The organism is Streptomyces sp. NPDC091682 (assembly GCF_044756625.1).
GTDB lineage: Bacteria > Actinomycetota > Actinomycetes > Streptomycetales > Streptomycetaceae > Streptomyces.
In genome coordinates this window covers 192,189-212,106 of record NZ_JBIVTH010000012.1, presented here as the reverse complement: position 1 = coordinate 212,106, position 19,918 = coordinate 192,189, and the positions used below count along the sequence as shown (strand labels likewise).

The window sequence follows — 19,918 nt, the reverse complement described above, 5'->3', positions numbered from 1 at the left end:
ACCCGGTTTTCCCGGGGCGCATCGGGGTCCGCCCGAGCCCGTTCCGTACCGGACGGTTGGTGTCCTACTGTGGCGCGGTGACTCAGATGATCATTCTCAACGGTGGTTCCAGCTCGGGGAAGTCCGGGATCGTACGGTGTCTGCAGGCCGTGCTGCCCGACCCGTGGCTGTCGTTCGGGTGCGATGCGTTCGTCGACGCCCTGCCCGCCGCGATGCAGGCGGCCGAGGCGGGGATCGAGATCGCGTCGGACGGCACGGTGAGCGTCGGGAAGACCTTCCGGGCGCTGGAGGCGGCCTGGACCGAGGGGATCGTGACGATGGCCCGGGCGGGGGCGCGGATCATCGTCGACGACGTGTTCCTCGGTGGGGCGGCGTCCCAGCAACGGTGGCGGAACGCGCTGGGCGACGTGCCGGTCCTGTGGGTCGGCGTGCGGTGCGACGAGGCGGTGGCCGCGGGCCGGGAGATCGCGCGGGGGGACCGCGTCAGGGGAATGGCCGCAGCGCAAGCGGACGCCGTGCACCGGGGAGTGACCTACGACCTCGAGGTGGACACCGCGCACACCGAACCCCTGGAGTGCGCACGGATCATCGCCTCCCACACCGGCTGACCGGGGAGTCCCTTCCGTGGTGAAGGGACTCCCCGGCGGATGCGCCCGGCCCGATCAGCGCGTGGCGCGTCCGTGGAGCAGTGTCGCGCGGGCGAGGGCGGTGAGGGCCGCGGTGCAGAGCAGGGTGCGGACGATGTTCGTGGTGACCCAGGTGGTCTTGAACCGCTCGACGATCGAGAAGTCCGTCATCTGCTCGACCGCGCCCCCGTCGGCCAACTCGTTGTTGAGCGGGATGTTCACGCCGAAGGTGATCACGAGGACGACGAGGTACGCGACCGCGGCCACCCCCACCCACAGGGCGGTGGCGCGGCGGCCGCCGCGGTGCTCCACCACCGTCGAAGCGGCGGCCGCCAGCAGGGCCAGCAGGAACACCGAGCCGAAGAGCGGATTGCCGTCGATGGCCCGGTTGAAGGCACGCATCGCGGTGACGTACGTCTGCTCGTCGCCGGCCGCCAGCCCCGGCATCACCGAGACGTCGAAGGCGAAGAACAGTCCGGCCATCAGACCCACCAGAACGGTGGACAGCGTGATCAGGACGGCGGCGAGCCGGGTGCTCTGCGGTCGGTCCGGCGTCGTCGACGAGGTCGGCGGCGGGCTCGGAACGTGCGGCGTCGGGTTGATGGTCATTCGACTCTCGTCCTCTTCCAACAGTCAATACGGCACGGTGCGATGCAGTGCGGTGCGACGCGTTCTGAACACGAACGCCCGATCGTGACATCACCTGTTCGATCTCCCGCTGGGGTTCGCCAACCCCTTGGGTGAATCTTTAGCCATTGCTGCGCACTCCCGGGGAGCGCCGGAGCCGGGGATACGCTGGGGCCATGTCAGCCCCGAACACCCCCGGACCGAACCCGCTGCGCCTGGAGCCCGTCACCAGCGACAACTTCGACGCGGTCTGCGCGATACAGGTCCGCCCCGACCAGGCCCACTTGGTCTCCCCCGTGGTGAAGTCGCTCGCCGAGGCCTACGTGCACACCGCGACGGCCTGGCCCCGGGCCATCGTCGACGGCCACGAGACCGTCGGCTTCGTGATGGCCTTCCACGACGTCGTCTGGGACCCGGCCGCCGACCCGAACGACCGGCGCAGCGGCATCTGGCGCCTCAACATCGACGCCCGCCACCAGGGCAAGGGCTACGGCCGCTTCGCCGTCCGGGCGGCCACCGAAGAGATCCGCGCCCGTGGCATCCACGACGTGTACGTCAGCTGGAACACCGGCGCGAACAGCCCCGAGCCCTTCTACCTCGGCCTCGGCTTCCGCCCCACCGGCGAACTCAGCGGTGACCAGCGCGTCGCCAAGCTCTCCTTCACCCCCTGAGGGGGTGTCGTGCGGATCCGCCGTCAGGAAACGGACCGGCCGAGCACGACCGTGCCCCGCGGCCCCTGCGCCATCGCCGCAGCCGGCGCCGTCGTCCCCGAGCGGAACTCCCGCGGGCTGACCCCGCGGACCCGCTTGAAGGCGGCGGACAGTGCGAAGGCACTGCTGTAGCCGACCTTGCGGGCCACCTTCTCGACCGTGGCGTCCGGTTCCCGCAGGAGATCGGCCGCCAGCGCCAGGCGCCAGCCGGTCAGATAGCCGACCGGCGGCTCGCCGACGACCTCCGTGAACCGGCGCGCCAGCGACGCCCGGGAGACGCCCACCTTCAGGGCCAGCTCCTCCACGGTCCACGCGTGCGCCGGACTCTCGTGCAGCAGCCGCAGCGCCGGCCCGACCACCGGATCGCCCTGCGCCCGGAACCAGCCCGGGGCCCCGGACCCGGGTGCCGCGAGCCACGCCCGCAACACCCCGATCAACAAGAGGTCCAACAGCCGGTCCAGGACCACCTCCTGGCCGGGCTCCTCGCTGGAGATCTCCGAGCCGAGGAGCGTGATCAGGGTGGCGTCGGCGGTTCCGGCCGGCCTCACCAGGATCGTGGGCAGCGCGCTCAGCAGCCGGCCGCCGACCTCGCCCGGCGCCTGGTAGGTACCGCTCAGCATCACCGCCGCCCCTGCGCCCGGGCGGGCGACGCCCCAGGTCCGCACGCCCAGAGCCATCGACTCCGAAACGTCCTCCCCCTGCGGCGTACTGCACCGCTGGTCCGGCCCGACCGTGATCTGGACGGGGGTGTCCGGCAGGTCCGCGACCGTGTAGGGCACGGGCCCCCGTACGACGGCCACGTCCCCGGGGCCGATCCGTACCGGCTCGGCGCCCCGGTCGTCGGGCAGCAGCCAGGCTGAGCCCTGCACCATGGTCACCACCGACAGCGGGGCGCGGTCCTCGATCCGCACCGACCACGGAGGGTCGAGCACCGACTTCAGCAGGAACGCGCCCCGGGCCTGCGGGCCCGCCAGGAGACCGGCCACCATGTCCATGCGCACATCCTCACCACGACGGAACGACACCCCGGCACGAACCCGGGCACGAACCCGGGCACGGGCGCGAGCGGTCCGCATCAGACGGCCCGGACGTCCCACACTCCGGTGGCCGCCGCCTCCCGGGCGAAGTCCGAGAAATCCCGGGGCGGCCGCCCCAGCACCTCCTCGACCCCGTTCACGAGGTGCGCGTTGCGCCCGTCCAGGATCAGGGTGAAGAGTTCGGCGAACTCCTCCGGCAGCCCGTTCTCACGCAGCACCGCACGATAGTCCTCCATCGGGATCGGCGCATAGGCGATCTCACGGCCGGTCACCTTCGAGAGTTCCGCGGCCACGTCCTCGAAACCCATCAGGCGCGGCCCCGACAGCTCGTACGTCCTGCCGATGTGCCGGTCGTCGGTCAGCGCGGCCACCACCACGTCGGCGATGTCCGAGGTGTCGACGAACGCCTCGACCGCGTCCGCCGTCGGCAGGACGATCTCGCCCGCCCGAACGGAGTCGAGGAAGAAGCTCTCGTCGAAGTTTTGGTTGAACCAACTCGACCGGACGATCGTCCAGTCCGCCCCGGTGGCCTTCAACCCTTCCTCGCTGGTCCGCGCTGCTTCTTCACCGCGCCCCGACAGCAGCACCAGGCGCCGCGCCCCGGCCGCCACCGCCACCTCCGCGAAAGCGGTCACCTGAACGGCCGCCCCGGGAAAGGCCAGATCGGGGTAGTACGTCACGTACACCCGGTCCACGCCTTCGAGCGCCGGTAGCCAGGTCGTTGCGTCGTTCCAGTCGAAAGCCGGCTCGCCGCGGCGGGATCCGACCCTGACGGAGCGGCCCTGAGCGGTGAGCCCTTCGGCAACCTTCCGGCCGGTCTTGCCGGTGCCCCCGATCACCAGGGTGATGCCGCCGGCGTCGGTGTGCACGTGCGTGTCGGTGCTCCGGTCGGTGGCCTGCGTAGCGTTCTCGTTCTTCGTCGTGTTCGTCATGACCCCAGTCAAATCCAACGACACGAGACGCGACATAGTCGAAGAGCTCACCTGCATGCGCGAGCGTCCATCGGCCCCGGCCGACCGGTACCCGTTCGGCTTGGGGGTCCGAAAACGGGAGGACAGGGCGGCGGGCGGAGGGGAAGACTCGCGCCATGCGCGAACGGATCGAATTTTCCTCGGGTTTGGTGCTGCGAAGATGGGCGGCCCGCGATGCGGCACCGGTGACGGCCGCGTTCGCGGATCCCCTCATGCGCGAGCAGACCAGCCGGCCCATCGCTTCGCCGGAGGACGCGCAGCGGTGGATCGCGGAGCGCACCGCCGAGTGGGAGGCAGCTTCCGCCTACGCCTTCTCCGTCGTGGACGGGGCCGACACGGTCCTCGGACACGTGTCGGTCGGCGCGGTGAACCGGCGGCACTCCGTCGGGTGGGTCTCCTACTGGACGACGGCTGCGGCCCGGGGGCGGGGCGTGGCCTCTCAGGCCTGTCGGGCCCTCGCCCGCTGGGCGTTCGACGAAGCCGAACTGTTCCGGCTGGAGCTCGGGCACCGGGTGAACAACCCCGGCTCGTGCGCAGTCGCCCGTGCTGCGGGGTTCGCCGTGGAAGGACGGGAGCGCCAGAAGCTCGCGTACGACGGCGTCCGCTACGACGTCGAGCTCCACGCCCGTCTGGCGACGGACCCGGAGCCGCCCGCCGCGGCTCTGCGGCCCGTACGGGCGCGGGCTTGCGGGCCCGGGTCGTCAGTGGGACGGGCGGAAGCCCGCGGACCGGTCGAGGTGGAACGGTGAACCGGGGCCCACGGGCTGCCAGCCGGTGCTGGGACGGTCAGGTCAGTACACGAGCTTGTACGTGACGTCCTTCGGGACCGGGGCCGGAGCGGTGTCCGTGTAGAGGAGCCGGATCGTGGTGAAGCGCTCGACGTCCGGGTGGCCCGGCCAGGGTTCCGGAGCGCTCAGGGTCACCGTCACCGGGTAGGACCGGAAGCGGCCCGCGGCACAGTAGGGGACGCAGTCGTTCACCATGTCGGTGCCCGTGGCCGTCGCGGTCTTCGGTCCCCAGGTGTCCCAGGTCAGTTCGACGAGGCGGTTGTTGCCGTCCCCGCAGGCCAGCAGGTACTCCTCGGGGCGTACCTGGGACTGCGAGAAGCAATCCACGACCACGAGGGGTTCCGCAGGAGCCGTGACGGCCCCGGGGCTCTGGGCGGAGGCCGGAACGGCGGCCGCTGCAAGAGCCGCCGCCGCACACAGAACGGTGGCGGTCCGCACCCTGGACCGGAACCGGAACCGGGAACGGGGTGCACGAATGAGCCGGCCGTCTTCTGAGGTATCCACGAGGCCCTCCTCGCCCTTCTGTCCCGCTGTCGGCGGTGCGGCTAAACCCAGCTTCCCCCATCCGGGCGGGCCGCGCACGCGCAGCCGCGGGGGCCGCCCGCCGCAGCCGTACCGGCTCCCGGGAGCGTGATCCAGCTCAAACCATGTGATCATATTGCGGCATGACCACGAAGACCCTTCACCTGCTCTGCTCCGCCGCCCCGCCCGTCTTCGACGTCGCCCGGGTCATCGAGGACGCCCAGGCCCGCGGCTGGGACGTGTGCCTCGGCCTCACCCCCACCGCAGCGCACTGGCTCTCCGAAAGCCTCGACGGACTCGCCGCTCTCACCGGCCATCCCGTTCGCTGGCAGTACAAGCTCCCCGGCCAGCCCGACGTCTGGCCCGCGGCCGATGCCCTCCTCTTCGCACCCGCCACCTTCAACACCATCAACGCGTGGGCGCTCGGTCTGACCCACAACCTCGTGGTCGGCCTCGCCGCCGAAGCGACGGGCAAGCGCACGCCCGTCATTGCGATGCCGTGCACCAACACCGCCCTCGCGGCCCACCCGCAGTTCGAAGTCTCGCTGAACACCCTGCGCAACGCCGGAGTCGAACTCCTCCAGGGCGAAACCGGATACGCCCCCGACCCCGATGCCCCGGTCCACTTCCCCTGGCCCGCCGCCATCAACGCCCTGGGCGCCCTCGACCGCGCCGTGCCCCAGCTCTAGAGCACGTTCCGGCACTGCTCGCCGTCCCCCGCGCCCCGGACCCGGCGGAAGCGGGCCGCGCCACGGGCGCGCAAGCGATTTCCGGGGGCTAACCCCCGGACCGGCGGGTTCCGGCCAACCTCCCGTGCGTCCGCGCCCGGGAGCCCGGCGGCGCCCGAACACGATCAGCGGCCACGGCTAGGGAACCGTCGCCGCGAGGTCGGCCAGATCCCGCTGCTCCGGCCTCCGGCCTGCGCTGTACTCACTGCTTCCAGTTCCCGCGACCACGCAGCCGCCCCTGCGCACACCGCGCAGACGGGCTCCTCCGGCATGCGCTGCGAGCGTCGAACCGGCCTCCAAAACAACCCAGTTGAAGGAGACGCAGGATGTCCGAGCAGCAGACCGAGCACCGCAAGACGGCCGCACCACCCGCCCCACCGGAGTTCAAGTACACCTGGGGCCAGCACAACGAGACCATGGAGGCGCTGTCGCTCGGGCAGATGGCCCGCCGCGTTCCGTCCGCCCTCCGGCAGACCGCGCGGCTCGCGCTCGCCGTCAACCGCACCGCGTTCCACGTACTGGTCGGCGCCCAGATCCTCGGCGGGATCTGCACGGCGGCAGCGCTCGCGGCGATCTCGCGGGCGATGGTGCCGCTCCTGACCGGCGACGGCATCGAGGAACGGATCTCGGCGGCGGCCTGGCCGCTGGTCGTCGCGGCCGCCATGACCGCGCTCGGGGCACTGGCCTCCATCACCTCGGGCAGCGCGGCCCGCCGCCTGAATCCCGGCATGGCCACCCTCGCAGACCTCGCCATGGTCGACGCCCACATGGACGTCGAACTCGCCGCGTACGACGCTCCCGACTTCACCGAACGCTCCGAGGCCGCCGAGACCGGATCCGCCCGCTCCGCCATGCTGCTGCAGGACGCCCTCGGCTTCACCGGCGGCCTGATCGACATGGTCGCCGTGGCGTCCGTCCTCGCCGTGGTCCACCCCGTGCTGCTGCCGCTGCTCCTGCTGTCGGTGGTCCCGCGCGGCCTCGGCTCGGTCTATGCCGCCCGCCTCGACTACCGCCTCCACAACCAGACGATCGCCTCCCGCAACATCAAGCACATGATGCGCTGGCACCTGACCACCCCGAAGCTCGCCGACGAGCTGCGCGGCAACAGCATGCGTCCCTACGCCCACCACTGGTACGCGGCGGTCTGCGAGCGCATCGACTCCAGGATGGTCAGCTCCGCGCCCCGCTACCTCACCGTCTACCTGATCGCGGCCACCGCCTCGGGAGTCTTCGTCGTGGCGACCTACGGGGCCCTCGCCGGGCTGGTCATCGGCGGGTACATGGCGATCGCCGCCGCCGGTACGGCGATCGTCGCCATGCGGACCTCCACCGCCGCCCTCTCGCAGCTCGTCGTGTACGGGGCCGCCATGTTCCAGCACGCCCTCTACCTCGGCGACTACACCGCCTTCGTCGCTGAGGCCGCCGAAAAGTCCGGTCCGCGCGGCCCGCAGGTCATGGAGGCCGCGCCGGAGAAGATCCGCCTGGAGGAAGCCACCTACACCTACCCAGGCAAGGACACCCCCTCGCTCGGACCGGTCTCCCTGACCCTGTCCCGGGGCGAGGTGATCGCCGTCGTGGGGGAGAACGGCGCGGGCAAGTCCACCCTGATCCGGCTGCTGACCTCACTGACCGCCCCGACGTCCGGCGTCGTCTCCTGGGACGGGATCCCGACGTCCGACGCCGACCAGCGCACCGCCTGGCAGCACGTCGGCCTCGTCACCCAGTCGTACGGGTACTGGCCCTTCTCCGCCAGGGAGAACATCACGCTCGGCCAGCCCGACCCGCGCGGTGAGGAAGCCGTGTGGGACGCCCTGGACGCGGTCGGCATGCGGGCGACCGTCCAGGAGTTCCCGGACGGCCTGGACACCCTGCTGGCCCGCTCGATCTGGGGCGGGCACGAGCCTTCCGGCGGCCAGTGGCAGCGGCTGGCGTGCGGGCGGGCGTTCCACCGCAAGCCCGGGCTGCTGGTCATGGACGAGCCGACGTCGGCCATGGACCCGCGCGGTGAGCACATGGTGTTCTCCGGGCTGCGGGACATGAAGGACGACCGGATCACGGTGATCGTCACCCACCGGATGGAGAACTGCCGCCTCGCCGACCGGATCATCGTCCTCGATGCGGGACGGATCACCGAGCAGGGCGGTTACGAGGAGCTGGTGCGACTGGACGGCTCCTTCGCCGAGCTGGTCCGGCTCTCCCAGGACCGGTAGCCCGGTGACGTCCGGGGGGCGCGTCGCGCCGCGCGTCCCCCGGATCCCCGGCCCGGACGAGGGCGCCTCCCGGCGTGCTCGCCCGGGGCCACCGGCTCGTTGGAGTAGGACCCTTTGCAACGGGGCTCATCGCACCGGCCGGAAGTGCACGACCGCGATGGCGTCGGCCGGCCCGATGCCGGGGTAGTGGTACCGGAGCCTGTCGTGGAGCTCGGCCAGGTCACGGAAGCCGTCCGCCCTGGCGTCCGCCTCGCTGAGCCGGGCGACCGTCGTCTCGGTGACCTGCGTGACGACACCCGGCAGGGCCACCTCCTCGTCCAGCTCGAACACCAGGCTGACGGGGCCCACCTCCACCGGGTCACGGAAACGGACGGTGGTCGTCTTCCGGCCGGCCCGCACGGCGTCGAGGTAGTCGGGATGGAAGTACAGGGACTGCGGGTTCATCGGCACACCTCAGGTCGTTTCTTTTGGATCTTGCCCCATCCCCGTCGCGGCGGGCGAATCCCGACCGGGCGCGCGGCCCGCGGCCCGCGCGCCTGGACGATCACGCGAAGACGTTTGGGTAGGGTTCATCCCGAATTTCTTCCCGACCTGACTCGATGGAGAACTGGCGGCACGGCGATGTGGGGAACGGGGCCGCGGGGAACGGGACCGCAGGAACCGCATCACGGCCGGCGTGACGGAAGGCGGACGCGGTGAGCCCTCAGCCGGTCGTGCACGTGCGCAGGAACGTGTGGACCCTGCCGGAAGACGACCTGACGCTCGCGCACTACGCGGCAGCCGTCGCCGAGATGAAGGGACGGGACGCGGACGACCCCACGAGCTGGGCCTACCAGGCGGCCATCCACGGGACGGCCGAGACACCGCCGAAGCCCCTGTGGAACAGCTGCAAGCACGGCTCGTGGTACTTCCTCTCCTGGCACCGCATGTACCTCTGGTACTTCGAACGGATCGTCCGCGCCGCGGTCGTGGACCTGGGTGGTCCGGCCGACTGGGCGCTGCCGTTCTGGGACTACGACGCCGACCCCTCGCAGGCCCGGATCCCGCCGGCCTTCCGCGAGCAGGAGGACGGCGCCAACCCGCTGTTCGCCGAGCGGGCGCACGGCCTCAACCTGGGTGCACCCCTGCCCTTCGAGATCACCTCCCCGGCCTACGCGATGGGGCGCACCCAGTTCGTCGGCGAAGCCGAGTTCGGCGGTGGCATCACACCGGACGGCGATGCCTTCTGGAACCGGGACGGAGCGGTCGAGAGCACGCCGCACAACGCCGTGCACAGCCACATCGGCCACTGGATGGGAAGGACCGACACCGCGGCGCTGGACCCGATCTTCTGGCTCCACCACGCCAACATCGACCGCCTGTGGTTCGCATGGGCGAGCCGCCCGGGACACGGCAACCCGACGGACCCGCGCTGGATCACCCAGGAGTACCGGTTCTTCGACGCCGACGGGAGCGAACGGAATCTGGCGGCGTCCGCCATCGTCGACATCGCCGGTCAGCTGGGGTACACGTACGAGTCGCCCGTACCGGTTCCCGCGCCGCCTCCGGCTCCTCCCCCGTCCCCGTCCCCACTACCGTCCCCCGTACCCGAGGCGTCGATGAGCGGTCCGAACGAGTCCGGGCCGGTGCCGCCCAAGCGGCGCGAGATGGCCGGCGCATCACAGCAGACCGTGCAGCTCGTCGGTCGCGCGGCGAGCGTCACCGTACCGATCGACCAACGGACCACGCGGTCGCTGGGCACGGCGCTGGGCGTCCCCGTCCCCGAGGCCGACCGCCGCGTGTACCTCAACGTCGAGGACATCGAGGGCGAGCAGAACCCGGACACGGTCTACGGCATCTACGTCAACCTGCCCGACGGAGCCTCCCGCGAACGGGCGGAGGGCCACCGCGTGGGCAACCTGTCCTTCTTCGGTATCGAGAGGGCCCAGGATCCCCGCGGCGACGAGCACCCGCACGGTCTGCGGGTGACCGTCGAGATCACCCCGCTCGTACGCAGGCTGGTGGCGGAGAACGCCTGGGACGACCGTGCGCTGCGCGTGACGTTCCTTCCGCTCGGCGCGCTCGGCCCGGTGGACGCGGTCGACGCGGAGACCGAGGACCCACCGGTCGAGATCGGGCGGGTCAGCCTCGGCTACACCTGATGACGGTTCGGGGTGCGGCGCGGGTGCGGTCCCCACGGACGGCGCCCGTGCGGCGGTTGTTGCGGCCGCGCGTCTCGCTCGCCTACGAGCTGGTGGCCGTCGCCGCCTGGATCGCCCTGACGGAGCGGCTGGCCCGCAAGCCGCGGCGCCCCACGCGCCTCGCCGCGGCGGCACTCGCCGCGGCCGCCCTGGTGGTCGCCCTCGCGGCGGCCGCCGGGCGATGAAGCCGGCCCTGGGGTTCGACCACGATCTGGTCCCCATGGACGTCGTCCTCCGCTTCGGGGTCGTCGTAGGACGTGCTGTACGGGCGGCGCCGTACGACTCAGACCTCGGGAAGGGACGGATCGGGTGTCCAGGGGCTCGGTGCGGTGATGGCCCAGCGTTCGTGGTCCCGCCAGTCCCCGTCGATGTAGAGGTAGGCGGGCGAGAGCCCCTCGTAGCGGAAGCCCAGCCGCTTGACCAGGGCCAGGGATGCCGCGTTCGCCGGCTGGACGTTGGCTTCCAGCCGGTGGAGCCGCAGGTCAGTGAAGGCGTACCGCAGGGTGGCGGCGACCCCTTCGGTCAGGTACCCGCGCCCTGCTGACGGGGCGAAGGCCGCGTAGCCGAGGGACGCGCCCTGGTATCGGCCCCGGATGATCGAGTTGATGTTCACCATGCCGACGGCTGCGCCGGTCTCCCGGAGACGCACCAGGAAGCCCAGGTTGGTGCCGTCGTCGAAGCGGCGCGTCCAGACCTGGAACTCCTGCGCGGTCGACGGTAGCTGCATCCACGGCCGGTGCAGTTCGGAGCTGGCCCGCACGAGCGTGCAGAACTCGTCCTGGTCGGAGGCGGTGAGCGGGCGCAGTTCGACCCGTGACGGCATATTGATCACGGGTCAACGTTAGGGCCAGGGCGGGTCGCGCGGGGGCCGCCCGGACCTCATCGGCCGGGTACGCCGGAGCGTCCTGCCGTCAGCGGGGCGACTGGCAGGGCGGATCACCCGGTCGGTCCCTGGCGGAAAGGGGCGTGCGGAGTTCCGCCTGGAGCCGGTCGGACGCGGGGACGGGCAGTCCGAAGCGGGCGTGACGCAGTTCTTTCGAGCGCGCGGTGATGCGGTCGAGGTCCCGCAGCTGGCGTTCGAGCTCGTCGATCAGCGCCTTGTCGGTGTCGAGGGGGTCTCCCCAGTCGACCACGGCGCCGGCGAGATGCTCCAGGTGCAGATCGTCGATGGCCCGGCGACTGGCCCAGACCGCGAAGTCGGTGCACCCGAAGAGATACGCGCGCGCGGCATGGAGGGTCGCTGCGGCGGCGGGCTCGTACGCGTCCTCGGGTCCCACCAGGCGGTCGTTGTGGCAGTAGTCGCTGAGCATGTACTCCGCTAGGCCCCGGTTGACGGCGGTGTACACCGTCGAATCGCCGAGGACGCCCTCCCACACCGAGTTCAGGAGCGGTCGCAGACCCAGGGTGAAGTCCGCCCGTTCGTCCTCGGGCAGGGCCTCGTGCCAGCTCATCAGGCGCTCGGCGACACCTGCGGCGAAAACGCCGCGCTCGCTGGGCGACGCGGCCTCCACCCGCGCATCCACCAGCGCTATGAGTTCCCGCCACGTGTTCATTCGAGCCCCCCGGCCAGACATCGGCGGGCTCCCGCCCGTCGAGGGGATCATCGCATGCGGGAGGCGCGGCGCGGGTGGGCAAAGAGCCCTCCGCCGGCCCGTCGCCCCGCCGGGTACTCCGGATCGTCCCGGGCCGCCCGCGCGGATGGTTTAATAAATGTACGTGCATTTATTAAGGAGAGCGACTGTGGCCGGACGTCCCCGCGGGGTGGAAGACGAGGTGATCCTGCGTGCGGCGGCCGAGGTGATGGGACGGGTGGGGCCGTCCGGCCTGACCCTGGCGGCGGTGGCCCGCGAGGTCGGCCTGGTCCCCGGCACGCTCGTGCAGCGGTTCGGCTCCAAGCGCGGCCTGGTCCTGGCACTGGCCGATCAGTCCGTACGGGACACGGACGCGCTGCCCGACCGGATCCGCGGGGAGCAGGGCTCGGCGCTCGGGGCCCTGGCCGCCCTGTTCGCGCAGTGGATGGCACCGATGGTCTCGCCGGAGACCTTCGCCAACCACCTGGCGTTCCTGTGCATGGACCTCACGGACCCCGAACTGCACGAGCGGGCCCGCGCCGTGCACGAGGCCCAGCGTCGGGCGGTCGGGGCGCTCCTGGCGGAGGCCGTTTCCACGGGCGAGCTCCGTGCCGCGACGGACGTCGGGGCGCTGACCGCCACCGTGCAGGCCGTCACCTCCGGGGCGGGTCTCATCTGGGCGCTCGACCGCGAGGGCACCCTCGTGCAGCGCGTCCGGCACGGGCTGGACGCCGTGCTGGCCCCCCATGTCTCCGCCGCCACCGACGCCACCGACGCCGGCTCCTGCACCGAGTGAATCCGCTGGAAGACCTGGAGGAAGAGATGACGACGAAGACACCACGGCTCGCCGGGAGGGTCGCGCTGGTCGCAGGTGGCACCCGGGGTGGCGGGCGGGGAATCGCCATCGAGCTCGGAGCCGCCGGGGCGACCGTCTACGTGACCGGCCGCAGCAGTGGAACGGCGCGCTCCGACCTCGACCGCCCCGAGACCATCGAGGAGACGGCCGAAAGGATCACCGCCGCCGGAGGTGCGGGCATCCCGGTCCGCACCGACCACAGCGACCCGGAACAGGTCCGGGCCCTCGTGGCGCGGATCGCGGCGGAGCAGGACGGCCGGCTCGACGTCCTGGTCAACTCCGTCTGGGGCGGCGACCCGCTCACCGACTGGGAACACCCCCTGTGGGAACAGGACCTGGACCAGGGTCTGCGCCTCCTGCGACGGGCGGTGGAGACCCACGTGATCACCAGCCGGTACGCACTGCCCCTCATGGTCGCCCGCGGGAGCGGCCTGGTCGTGGAGGTCACCGACGGCAACACCGCCCGCTACCGCGGCTCCTTCTTCTACGACATGGCGAAGTCGGCGGTGATCCGGCTGGCCGTCGCGCAGGCCGCCGAGCTGCGGCCGCACGGCGTCGCGGCCGTCTCCCTGACACCGGGCTTCCTGCGCTCGGAGGCGCTGCTGGACCATTTCGGCGTCACCGAGGCCAACTGGCGCGACGGCGCCGCCGAGGACCCGAACTTCGCCCACTCCGAGACTCCCGCCTATCTGGGACGGGCCGTCGTGGCCCTGGCGGCCGACCCGGACGTCATCGCCAGGAGCGGCCGGGCGCTGGCCACCTGGGACCTCTACAAGGAGTACGGGTTCACGGATGCCGACGGCACCCAGCCCGACTTCGCCGCGCACTGGGCCAGGAACTTGGAGGCGCAGTACGGTCCCCTCGGCGACCCGCTCTGATCCCACCACGCCGACAGGGCGCTGTCAGTCAGTGGCAGAGCCACGACCACCGGAACCCGCTACGAGTATCAATGTCAGTGGCAGGGTCTAGCCTTCATCACATGATCAAGGGGGAATTCGCCGTACCGTCACTGGATGCGCTCGCCGACGAGGTCGTGGCCGTGCTGGCGGGTCGCCACGACCCCGGCGTGGTGCCGTTCGAACGGGTGCTCAATGCCGTGGTGAGCCACGACTTCCGGGACCGGGAGGCGCTGGCCGCCGCGCTGGGCTCCGTCCCGCGCGAGTTCAAGGTGAAACCGCACGCACAGGTGCGGTGCATAGCGGGCGTCGTCGGCGCTGCGGTCGGTCCGGTACGGGCGGAGGAGTCCTGGGAGAACACCCGGGCGGGCTGGCTCGAACTGTGCCAGCACGTGGCGCTGGACTACATAGCGGGTGCGCGCGCCGCCGAGATCGCCGCCCGGTTGCGGGCCGGGGACTCCGTGCCCTTCCTGCTCTCCGTACCGAGCCGGCCGACGGGCGCGGTGGAGCCGTACGAGCTGGTCGAGCGCCTCGCCGAGTACGAACGCCTCGGTGTCCGGCCCGGACCGGCGGACCTGGGGCAGGCACTGCTGCGCTGCGGCGGCCGGGTGGACCCCGAAGCGGTGCGTGCCGCGGAGGGGTTGGGGCTGGCGGAGGGGACCCGGGTGGCCGCCTGGCTGCGACAGGGCGGTCTGCCCCGGCCGACGTGGTGGCGGGAGCGCGAAGCGGGTGAGGCCGAGCGTCCCAGCAGGCGCCGGGGAGCACGCATCGGCCGTCGGATCCTGGTGGGGCACGAGGCCATCGAGGGCCGCGGCGCGTTCCCGCGGCAGTTCTGGTCGCTGTTCCGCGTCTTCGAGCCGGCCATCTCCTGTCCGCACTGGTCCCTGCCGGACTACCGGGACGCGCACACCGTCGCGACCCTGCCCTGGCACCCGGAGATAGCCGCGGCCCGGCTACTGACGGGTGTCGCGTCGGCGGCCGACCAGGACGGCCGTGGCTCCCCCGCCTTCCTGGAGGCACTGGCCGGGACCGACGGCCCTGCCGGCCCCGCCGTCCACCTGGCCGTGGCCTACGGGCTCGCCGCCGTACCCGAGCCCGAGCGGCAGGCCGCCGGGCGGGCGCTGGTGCTGCTGGCTTCGCGGGGCCAGCTGGACGGCGAGTTGCTGGGCCGGGAGCTGACCGAGCTCGTCGGGCTGGGAACGCTGAGGATGCCCCTGCTGACCGAGTCACTGCGGGCGGCCGTCGCCGTACCGGAGGGCGCCGGGGCGGTCTGGGCGGTCCTGGCCGCCTCCCTGCCCGGACTACTGGCCCGCACCCGGCCCCAGGCGCACGGGGTGCTGCTGGCCGTCGCGGCGGACTCTGCACTGCTGTCGGGCGCGCGCGGCGAGCTGCCCGAGGTGACGGCGCTCGCGCAGCGACCGGGTTCGTCCCAACTGCTCAGACAGGCCCGGAGGTTGCGGGACGCGCTGGCGGGGGTCTGACCCGGGGCCCGGGGAACGGCGGCCCGCGGCGGTCAGCCGTGTTGGTGCTGCTCGGGCAGTCGGCTGTCCGGGTGCACCCACAGCAGTACGTTGTCGGGCCGTTCGTCGTGGAAGAAGTCCAGGACGTCCTGGTCCGAGTGACGCAGGCTGAAGTGGGTGAGGACGAATCGGGTGTCCGGGTGGGCCTCGACGACGGGCTTCAACCGGCTCCAGACGGTGTGCCCGACCCGGTCGGCCCGCTCCAGTTCGGCGTCGTCGAGAAACGTGCACTCGGTGATGATCACCGGATACTCGAAGAGCCAGGGGTTGTCCTCGAAGACGCTGACGTGGGTGTCGCCGAGGAAGGCGAACAACGACCTGCGGACCTCGCGTTCGACCTCGGCGCCCGCCTTGCGCCGCTGTGCCAGGATGCGGCCGAACTCCGCGCCCCGGCCCTGTGCGGCGAGGTCGTGGCGCAGTTCCTCGTACTCCGGCAGCAGGGCCTTGCGTCGTTCGGCGAAGGCGTATCCCACGCAGGGCACCTTGTGCACGCACTCCACCACCCGTACGTGGTGGCCGCGGCGCCCGAAGGCGAACTCGTCGCCGCCGCGCACCCCGTGGAGCCGGCAACCGGCGGCGAGGGCCGGATCGTAGGCCGTGCCGTGGTTCAGTTCGGCGGAGGCCCGCAGAAAGGTCTCCACGTACGGCACCGCCGCGGCGGGCAGGTGGATGTCGACCCCGTCGGGCCTGGCCGCGAGGTGGTCGAGGTCCTTGGAATGGTCGTGATGGGTGTGGGTGAGGAAGACGGTTTCCGGCTGACGTCCTTCCACCAGTCCCGCGTCGAGCGCGCAGCGCAGTTCGGGGACGTGGAAGAACGTCTTGTCGTTGGCGCGCGAGTATCCGGTGAGCGTCAGTTCGGTGCCGGGTATGCGCCAGGTCTTCCACTGGCGGAACGGGTGTCCTTGCTCCAGCCGTTCGGGATGGGCGGGTGTCCGCGAAGGGGCCAGTGTCATCGGTGCCTCCGTCGGACCGCCGTGATCGGGTGGAGGCCCGATCGTAACGGGCCGTGCCCGGCCGCGGCCCGCCGTTTTCCGGGCGCCGGACACGACGCGGACTGGTCCGCCTCCTCCCGCCCGTGGTCCCTCGTCCCACCCTTCCCAATGCGCCGGAACCGGTGGACGCCCGTTCCCCGAGGGCACGAAGATGGGGCCGGCCCGCGCCCGTGGCCGCGGAGGGAGTGCCATGACGACGTCACCGGTGGCCGGCAGGCCGGCGCCACCACCGAGCACCGCCCGAGAGGTCCCGGGCAAGGGCAACTGGGCCGTCAAACCGCTGAACGACGGCAAGCTGGCCTACGCGTTACCCACCGAGTGGAAATCCGGGGCCCTGCACCACAAGATCTCCAAGGAGCGGCTCAGCTCGATCGCCGAGCGGCTCACGCCGGCCTGGAACGCGAAGGAGCCCCGGCTCCAGGGAGCGGCGCGGGCGTTCTGGAACCTGTGCTGGGCGGTGGCCGGCGAGAGCGTCGCCGACGCCGTGGCCATGGCGGGGCCGGGCGGCAGCCCCAACCCGCACCGGCTGCTGTGGAACCTGCCGCTGATGGTGTCGCTCGGCCCGCAGAGCCCGGCCAATGACCCGGGCATGAACTTCGACCCCGACACCGAGCCGGTGCCGGGCGGCCCGGGCACCCGACGGATGGACGCCGTGTCGATCGCGCTCAAGGAACTGGAGACCGCCTGGCTGACCGCGGCCGACGCGGACGACGGGCGCGGCGTGTACGACGCGGCGCTCTGGACCACCCTGCACCGGCACCTGCAGACGGCGCACGTCGCCGCCGAACGGGTCGCGCGCGGTGAGCGGGTGCTGTATCCGCCGTTGCGCGAGCAGTGGGTGTACGACTCCACCACCAAGCAGAACCTGCGCAAGGGTCTGACCCCGTTCCCGACGCCCGAGCAGGGCCGGCGCCTCTTCGCCGGGGCCCGGGCGAACGCGCCGTCGATCGCGGCCTACGCCGCCTCCGCAGCCGCCGCCGCGACCGCCACGGTCCGCGGCACCGTGGGCGACCGGGAGGTCACCCTGCGGCTGACGGCGGCCGAGAAGAACGTGCACCACGTGTGCGTGCGCCACACGCTCACGTTCTTCGACTTCACGGACGCCTCCCGGCCCCGGCCCATCAACACCTTGTGGCCCGACGTACGCACCTTCGCCGACGCCAAGGCCCTCGCCGCCGCGCTGCTGCCGGGCATCGGCCGGAGCGCTCTGCGCGAACTGGACCGCACGCAGGGCAACGTGGACGACGCCACCGAGTGGCTCGACGTGGTCCTGGAGATCTCCAACGCGGACGTCGACGGCAGGATCATCTTCTACAACGTGCAGTTCACCGACGTGAACGGCACGGACGCGGCTCCCGACGTCGAGGCCGTCATCGAGTCGTTCGCCCCGGACGGCTCCGACGGTCCGGGCTTCACCCGCGGGGACCTCGACCTCATCGCCGGGCAGCTGTAGCGCCGGCCGGGGGAGCGCACGGGCCGCGCCCTCCCCCGCCGTACCCTGAACCCGTGCCGCCCTCCCGCCTCCACCGCGTAGCCGTCCTCGTCCTCGAGGGCGCGAAGCCCCTTGACGTGGGCATCCCCGCGCAAGTGTTCACGACCCGCGCGAGCATGCCGTACGAGGTACGGGTCTGCGGTGCCGCTCCCGGCCTCGTCACCGGCGGCGACGGCCTGTCGTACCACGTCACCCACGGGCTCGACGCGCTCGCTTGGGCCGACATCGTCTTCGTCCCCGGTTACCGCTTCCCCGACCGTGAGGACCCGCCGCAGGCGGTCATCGACGCGCTGATCGCCGCCCACGGCCGGGGGGCGCGGCTCGCGGCCATCTCGACGGGCGCGTTCGCGCTCGCCGCCACCGGTCTGCTCGACGGCAAGCGCGCCACGACCCACTGGCACTACGCGCGGGCCCTCGCCGCGAAGCATCCGCTCGTCCGGCTCGACGAGAACGTCCTGTTCGTCGACGAGGGCAGTGTGCTCACCTCTGCCGGCGCCGCCTCGGGCATCGACCTGTGCCTGCACATCCTGCGCCGCGACCTCGGCGTGGCCGCCTCCAACCACGCGGCCCGGCGCCTGGTCGCGGCGCCCTACCGCAGCGGCGGCCAGGCGCAGTACGTGCCGCGCAGCGTGCCCGAGCCGCTCGGCGAAAGGTTCGCCGCCACCCGCGAGTGGGCCCTGTACCAGCTGGGCGAACCGCTCACGCTGGAGGCGCTGGCGCAGCACGCGGGGGTCTCGGCGCGCACCTTCTCGCGGCGCTTCGCCGAGGACACCGGGTACACGCCGATGCAGTGGGTCATGCGGGCCCGGATCGACGTGGCACGTGAGCTGCTGGAGCGTTCGGAGCGCAGTGTCGAGCAGATCGCGGACGATGTCGGCCTCGGCACCGGCGCCAATCTTCGTCTGCACTTCCACCGCATCCTCGGCACCACCCCGACCGAGTACCGGCGCACCTTCACCCAGGGCGAATGATCCGGCGCCGACCAGGGCGAACGGTCCGGGAACGCCGCTCGGCGAGTTCCTGGCGAGATCCTTACGAACCATGGCGATCTCGCCGCTGTCGCGGACGGTGATCGGCAGCGAACCTGATGGCGAACGAAAGGGACATCGTCATGACTCGCATTGCCATCAACGGATTCGGCCGCATCGGACGCAACGTGCTGCGTGCGCTCCTCGAGCGCGACACCGACCTCGAGGTCGTGGCCGTCAACGACCTGACGGAGCCCGCCACCCTCGCGCGGCTGCTCGCGTACGACACCACGTCCGGCCGGCTCGGCCGCCCGGTGACCGTCGAGGGCAACGTTCTCGTCGTCGACGGACACCGGATCACGGTGCTGGCCGAGCGCGAGCCCGAGCAGCTGCCCTGGGCCGAGCTCGAAGTCGACCTCGTGCTGGAGGCGACCGGCCGCTTCACCTCGGCCGAGGCCGCCCGCGGCCACCTCAAGGCCGGTGCGCGCAAGGTGCTCGTCAGCGCTCCGTCCGACGGCGCCGATGTGACGCTCGCGTACGGTGTCAACACCGACGCCTACGACCCGGCCCTGCACACGATCGTCTCGAACGCGTCCTGCACCACCAACGCGCTCGCCCCGCTGGCCGCCGTGCTCGACGAGCTCGCGGGCATCGAGCACGGGTTCATGACCACCGTGCACGCCTACACGCAGGAGCAGAACCTGCAGGACGGCCCGCACCGCGACCCCCGGCGTGCCCGCGCCGCCGGCGTCAACATCGTGCCGACCTCGACCGGTGCCGCGAAGGCGATCGGCCTCGTACTGCCGCAGCTCGACGGCAAGCTGTCGGGCGACTCCATCCGCGTGCCGGTCCCGGTGGGCTCGATCGTCGAGCTCAACACCACCGTCGCCCGCGACGTGACGCGCGAGGAGATCCTGGAGGCCTACCGGGCCGCGGCGCAGGGACCGCTGGCCGGCGTGCTCGAGTACTCCGAGGACCCGCTGGTGTCTTCCGACATCACGGGCAACCCCGCGTCTTCGATCTTCGACTCGGAGCTCACCCGCGTCGACGGCCGCCACGTCAAGGTGGTCGCCTGGTACGACAACGAGTGGGGCTTCTCGAACCGCGTGATCGACACGCTCACGCTCCTCGCCGCGGGCTGAACCGACAGCGGTCCCCGGTGGGGGCGGGCCCGGCGCCCGCGCACGGTAGGTCCGGTTCATCGACCCCGGTGAACCGGACCGG

Annotated in this window: 21 protein-coding genes; 13 read left to right on the top strand and 8 right to left on the bottom strand. The window is 71.9% G+C overall.

Annotated elements, in window-relative coordinates; translation table 11 throughout:
• The first annotated feature begins 86 nt into the window (after window positions 1–86).
• Window positions 87–608: a chloramphenicol phosphotransferase CPT gene (cpt, locus tag ACIQK6_RS26850; RefSeq protein WP_329108250.1), complete on the top strand. Its 522-nt coding sequence runs from the start codon at window positions 87–89 to the stop codon at window positions 606–608.
• 54 nt (window positions 609–662) lie between these two features.
• Here cpt and ACIQK6_RS26845 read toward each other — a convergent pair whose 3' ends face one another.
• The gene (locus tag ACIQK6_RS26845) at window positions 663–1,235 is read right to left on the bottom strand and encodes a DUF1772 domain-containing protein (protein ID WP_402695605.1); all 573 of its coding nucleotides are present in this window, start codon (window positions 1,233–1,235) and stop codon (window positions 663–665) included.
• Window positions 1,236–1,429: 194 nt separating this feature from the next.
• On the opposite strand from ACIQK6_RS26845, the gene ACIQK6_RS26840 reads away from it, so the two are divergent.
• A complete protein-coding gene (locus tag ACIQK6_RS26840; protein WP_329106546.1) occupies window positions 1,430–1,924 on the top strand; it encodes a GNAT family N-acetyltransferase in 495 nt (164 codons plus the stop codon).
• Window positions 1,925–1,947: 23 nt separating this feature from the next.
• Here the strand turns inward: ACIQK6_RS26840 and ACIQK6_RS26835 are convergent, their stop codons facing one another.
• Window positions 1,948–2,958: an AraC family transcriptional regulator gene (locus ACIQK6_RS26835; RefSeq protein WP_329106544.1), complete on the bottom strand. Its 1,011-nt coding sequence runs from the start codon at window positions 2,956–2,958 to the stop codon at window positions 1,948–1,950.
• A gap of 80 nt (window positions 2,959–3,038) precedes the next feature.
• Window positions 3,039–3,932 (bottom strand): NAD(P)H-binding protein, encoded by an 894-nt coding sequence (locus tag ACIQK6_RS26830; RefSeq protein ID WP_329106542.1) that lies wholly within the window; start codon window positions 3,930–3,932, stop codon window positions 3,039–3,041.
• A 155-nt stretch (window positions 3,933–4,087) separates the two neighbouring features.
• Between ACIQK6_RS26830 and ACIQK6_RS26825 the strand changes: the two genes are divergently transcribed.
• Window positions 4,088–4,720 carry a GNAT family N-acetyltransferase gene (locus ACIQK6_RS26825; protein WP_329106540.1) on the top strand — a complete coding sequence of 211 codons (633 nt, stop codon included), beginning with the start codon at window positions 4,088–4,090 and terminating at the stop codon, window positions 4,718–4,720.
• A gap of 42 nt (window positions 4,721–4,762) precedes the next feature.
• Here ACIQK6_RS26825 and ACIQK6_RS26820 read toward each other — a convergent pair whose 3' ends face one another.
• Window positions 4,763–5,263 carry a hypothetical protein gene (locus ACIQK6_RS26820; RefSeq protein ID WP_329106537.1) on the bottom strand — a complete coding sequence of 167 codons (501 nt, stop codon included), beginning with the start codon at window positions 5,261–5,263 and terminating at the stop codon, window positions 4,763–4,765.
• A gap of 161 nt (window positions 5,264–5,424) precedes the next feature.
• Here ACIQK6_RS26820 and ACIQK6_RS26815 point away from each other — a divergent pair, with 161 nt between their 5' ends.
• Window positions 5,425–5,970, top strand: coding sequence for a flavoprotein (locus ACIQK6_RS26815; protein WP_329106536.1), 546 nt, complete (start codon window positions 5,425–5,427; stop codon window positions 5,968–5,970).
• A gap of 365 nt (window positions 5,971–6,335) precedes the next feature.
• Complete coding sequence (locus ACIQK6_RS26810; RefSeq protein ID WP_329106534.1) at window positions 6,336–8,219, top strand: ABC transporter ATP-binding protein; 1,884 nt, start codon at window positions 6,336–6,338, stop codon at window positions 8,217–8,219.
• Window positions 8,220–8,345: 126 nt separating this feature from the next.
• On the opposite strand, the gene ACIQK6_RS26805 is transcribed toward ACIQK6_RS26810, so the two are convergent.
• Window positions 8,346–8,663: an ASCH domain-containing protein gene (locus ACIQK6_RS26805; RefSeq protein WP_329106532.1), complete on the bottom strand. Its 318-nt coding sequence runs from the start codon at window positions 8,661–8,663 to the stop codon at window positions 8,346–8,348.
• 251 nt (window positions 8,664–8,914) lie between these two features.
• Here ACIQK6_RS26805 and ACIQK6_RS26800 point away from each other — a divergent pair, with 251 nt between their 5' ends.
• Together ACIQK6_RS26800 and ACIQK6_RS26795 are read left to right on the top strand one after the other, a co-directional pair.
• Complete coding sequence (locus ACIQK6_RS26800; RefSeq protein WP_329106530.1) at window positions 8,915–10,360, top strand: tyrosinase family protein; 1,446 nt, start codon at window positions 8,915–8,917, stop codon at window positions 10,358–10,360.
• 47 nt (window positions 10,361–10,407) lie between these two features.
• Window positions 10,408–10,584: a hypothetical protein gene (locus ACIQK6_RS26795; RefSeq protein WP_329106528.1), complete on the top strand. Its 177-nt coding sequence runs from the start codon at window positions 10,408–10,410 to the stop codon at window positions 10,582–10,584.
• Window positions 10,585–10,682: 98 nt separating this feature from the next.
• On the opposite strand, the gene ACIQK6_RS26790 is transcribed toward ACIQK6_RS26795, so the two are convergent.
• Window positions 10,683–11,222, bottom strand: a complete 540-nt coding sequence (locus tag ACIQK6_RS26790) for a GNAT family N-acetyltransferase (protein ID WP_329108248.1) — start codon at window positions 11,220–11,222, stop codon at window positions 10,683–10,685.
• 88 nt (window positions 11,223–11,310) lie between these two features.
• Window positions 11,311–11,952 carry a hypothetical protein gene (locus ACIQK6_RS26785; RefSeq protein ID WP_329106526.1) on the bottom strand — a complete coding sequence of 214 codons (642 nt, stop codon included), beginning with the start codon at window positions 11,950–11,952 and terminating at the stop codon, window positions 11,311–11,313.
• A gap of 187 nt (window positions 11,953–12,139) precedes the next feature.
• Between ACIQK6_RS26785 and ACIQK6_RS26780 the strand changes: the two genes are divergently transcribed.
• The 3 genes from ACIQK6_RS26780 to ACIQK6_RS26770 all read left to right on the top strand — a co-directional run bounded on the left by ACIQK6_RS26780 (window position 12,140) and on the right by ACIQK6_RS26770 (window position 15,203).
• On the top strand, window positions 12,140–12,766 hold the full coding sequence (locus ACIQK6_RS26780; protein WP_329106523.1) for a helix-turn-helix domain-containing protein: 627 nt from the start codon (window positions 12,140–12,142) through the stop codon (window positions 12,764–12,766).
• Window positions 12,767–12,792: 26 nt separating this feature from the next.
• The gene (locus tag ACIQK6_RS26775) at window positions 12,793–13,704 is read left to right on the top strand and encodes an SDR family oxidoreductase (protein ID WP_329106521.1); all 912 of its coding nucleotides are present in this window, start codon (window positions 12,793–12,795) and stop codon (window positions 13,702–13,704) included.
• Window positions 13,705–13,805: 101 nt separating this feature from the next.
• Complete coding sequence (locus tag ACIQK6_RS26770) at window positions 13,806–15,203, top strand: DUF6493 family protein (RefSeq protein WP_329106519.1); 1,398 nt, start codon at window positions 13,806–13,808, stop codon at window positions 15,201–15,203.
• A gap of 32 nt (window positions 15,204–15,235) precedes the next feature.
• Here the strand turns inward: ACIQK6_RS26770 and ACIQK6_RS26765 are convergent, their stop codons facing one another.
• A complete protein-coding gene (locus ACIQK6_RS26765) occupies window positions 15,236–16,195 on the bottom strand; it encodes an MBL fold metallo-hydrolase (RefSeq protein ID WP_402695604.1) in 960 nt (319 codons plus the stop codon).
• A 229-nt stretch (window positions 16,196–16,424) separates the two neighbouring features.
• On the opposite strand from ACIQK6_RS26765, the gene ACIQK6_RS26760 reads away from it, so the two are divergent.
• From ACIQK6_RS26760 to gap, 3 genes are all read left to right on the top strand, one after another.
• Window positions 16,425–17,687, top strand: a complete 1,263-nt coding sequence (locus tag ACIQK6_RS26760) for a hypothetical protein (protein WP_329106515.1) — start codon at window positions 16,425–16,427, stop codon at window positions 17,685–17,687.
• 53 nt (window positions 17,688–17,740) lie between these two features.
• Window positions 17,741–18,697, top strand: a complete 957-nt coding sequence (locus ACIQK6_RS26755) for a helix-turn-helix domain-containing protein (RefSeq protein WP_329106513.1) — start codon at window positions 17,741–17,743, stop codon at window positions 18,695–18,697.
• 140 nt (window positions 18,698–18,837) lie between these two features.
• Entirely contained in the window at window positions 18,838–19,836 is a 999-nt protein-coding gene (gene gap, locus ACIQK6_RS26750) for a type I glyceraldehyde-3-phosphate dehydrogenase (RefSeq protein ID WP_327733177.1), read from the top strand.
• Window positions 19,837–19,918 lie beyond the last annotated feature (82 nt).

Coding starts and splice junctions, on each gene's coding strand:
- cpt (WP_329108250.1), top strand. CDS start 87: ATGATCATTCTCAACGGTGGTTCCAGCTCGGGGAAGTCCGGGATCGTA.
- ACIQK6_RS26845 (WP_402695605.1), bottom strand. CDS start 1,235: ATGACCATCAACCCGACGCCGCACGTTCCGAGCCCGCCGCCGACCTCG.
- ACIQK6_RS26840 (WP_329106546.1), top strand. CDS start 1,430: ATGTCAGCCCCGAACACCCCCGGACCGAACCCGCTGCGCCTGGAGCCC.
- ACIQK6_RS26835 (WP_329106544.1), bottom strand. CDS start 2,958: ATGGACATGGTGGCCGGTCTCCTGGCGGGCCCGCAGGCCCGGGGCGCG.
- ACIQK6_RS26830 (WP_329106542.1), bottom strand. CDS start 3,932: ATGACGAACACGACGAAGAACGAGAACGCTACGCAGGCCACCGACCGG.
- ACIQK6_RS26825 (WP_329106540.1), top strand. CDS start 4,088: ATGCGCGAACGGATCGAATTTTCCTCGGGTTTGGTGCTGCGAAGATGG.
- ACIQK6_RS26815 (WP_329106536.1), top strand. CDS start 5,425: ATGACCACGAAGACCCTTCACCTGCTCTGCTCCGCCGCCCCGCCCGTC.
- ACIQK6_RS26810 (WP_329106534.1), top strand. CDS start 6,336: ATGTCCGAGCAGCAGACCGAGCACCGCAAGACGGCCGCACCACCCGCC.
- ACIQK6_RS26805 (WP_329106532.1), bottom strand. CDS start 8,663: ATGAACCCGCAGTCCCTGTACTTCCATCCCGACTACCTCGACGCCGTG.
- ACIQK6_RS26790 (WP_329108248.1), bottom strand. CDS start 11,222: ATGCCGTCACGGGTCGAACTGCGCCCGCTCACCGCCTCCGACCAGGAC.
- ACIQK6_RS26785 (WP_329106526.1), bottom strand. CDS start 11,952: ATGAACACGTGGCGGGAACTCATAGCGCTGGTGGATGCGCGGGTGGAG.
- ACIQK6_RS26775 (WP_329106521.1), top strand. CDS start 12,793: ATGACGACGAAGACACCACGGCTCGCCGGGAGGGTCGCGCTGGTCGCA.
- ACIQK6_RS26770 (WP_329106519.1), top strand. CDS start 13,806: ATGATCAAGGGGGAATTCGCCGTACCGTCACTGGATGCGCTCGCCGAC.
- ACIQK6_RS26765 (WP_402695604.1), bottom strand. CDS start 16,195: ATGACACTGGCCCCTTCGCGGACACCCGCCCATCCCGAACGGCTGGAG.
- ACIQK6_RS26760 (WP_329106515.1), top strand. CDS start 16,425: ATGACGACGTCACCGGTGGCCGGCAGGCCGGCGCCACCACCGAGCACC.
- gap (WP_327733177.1), top strand. CDS start 18,838: ATGACTCGCATTGCCATCAACGGATTCGGCCGCATCGGACGCAACGTG.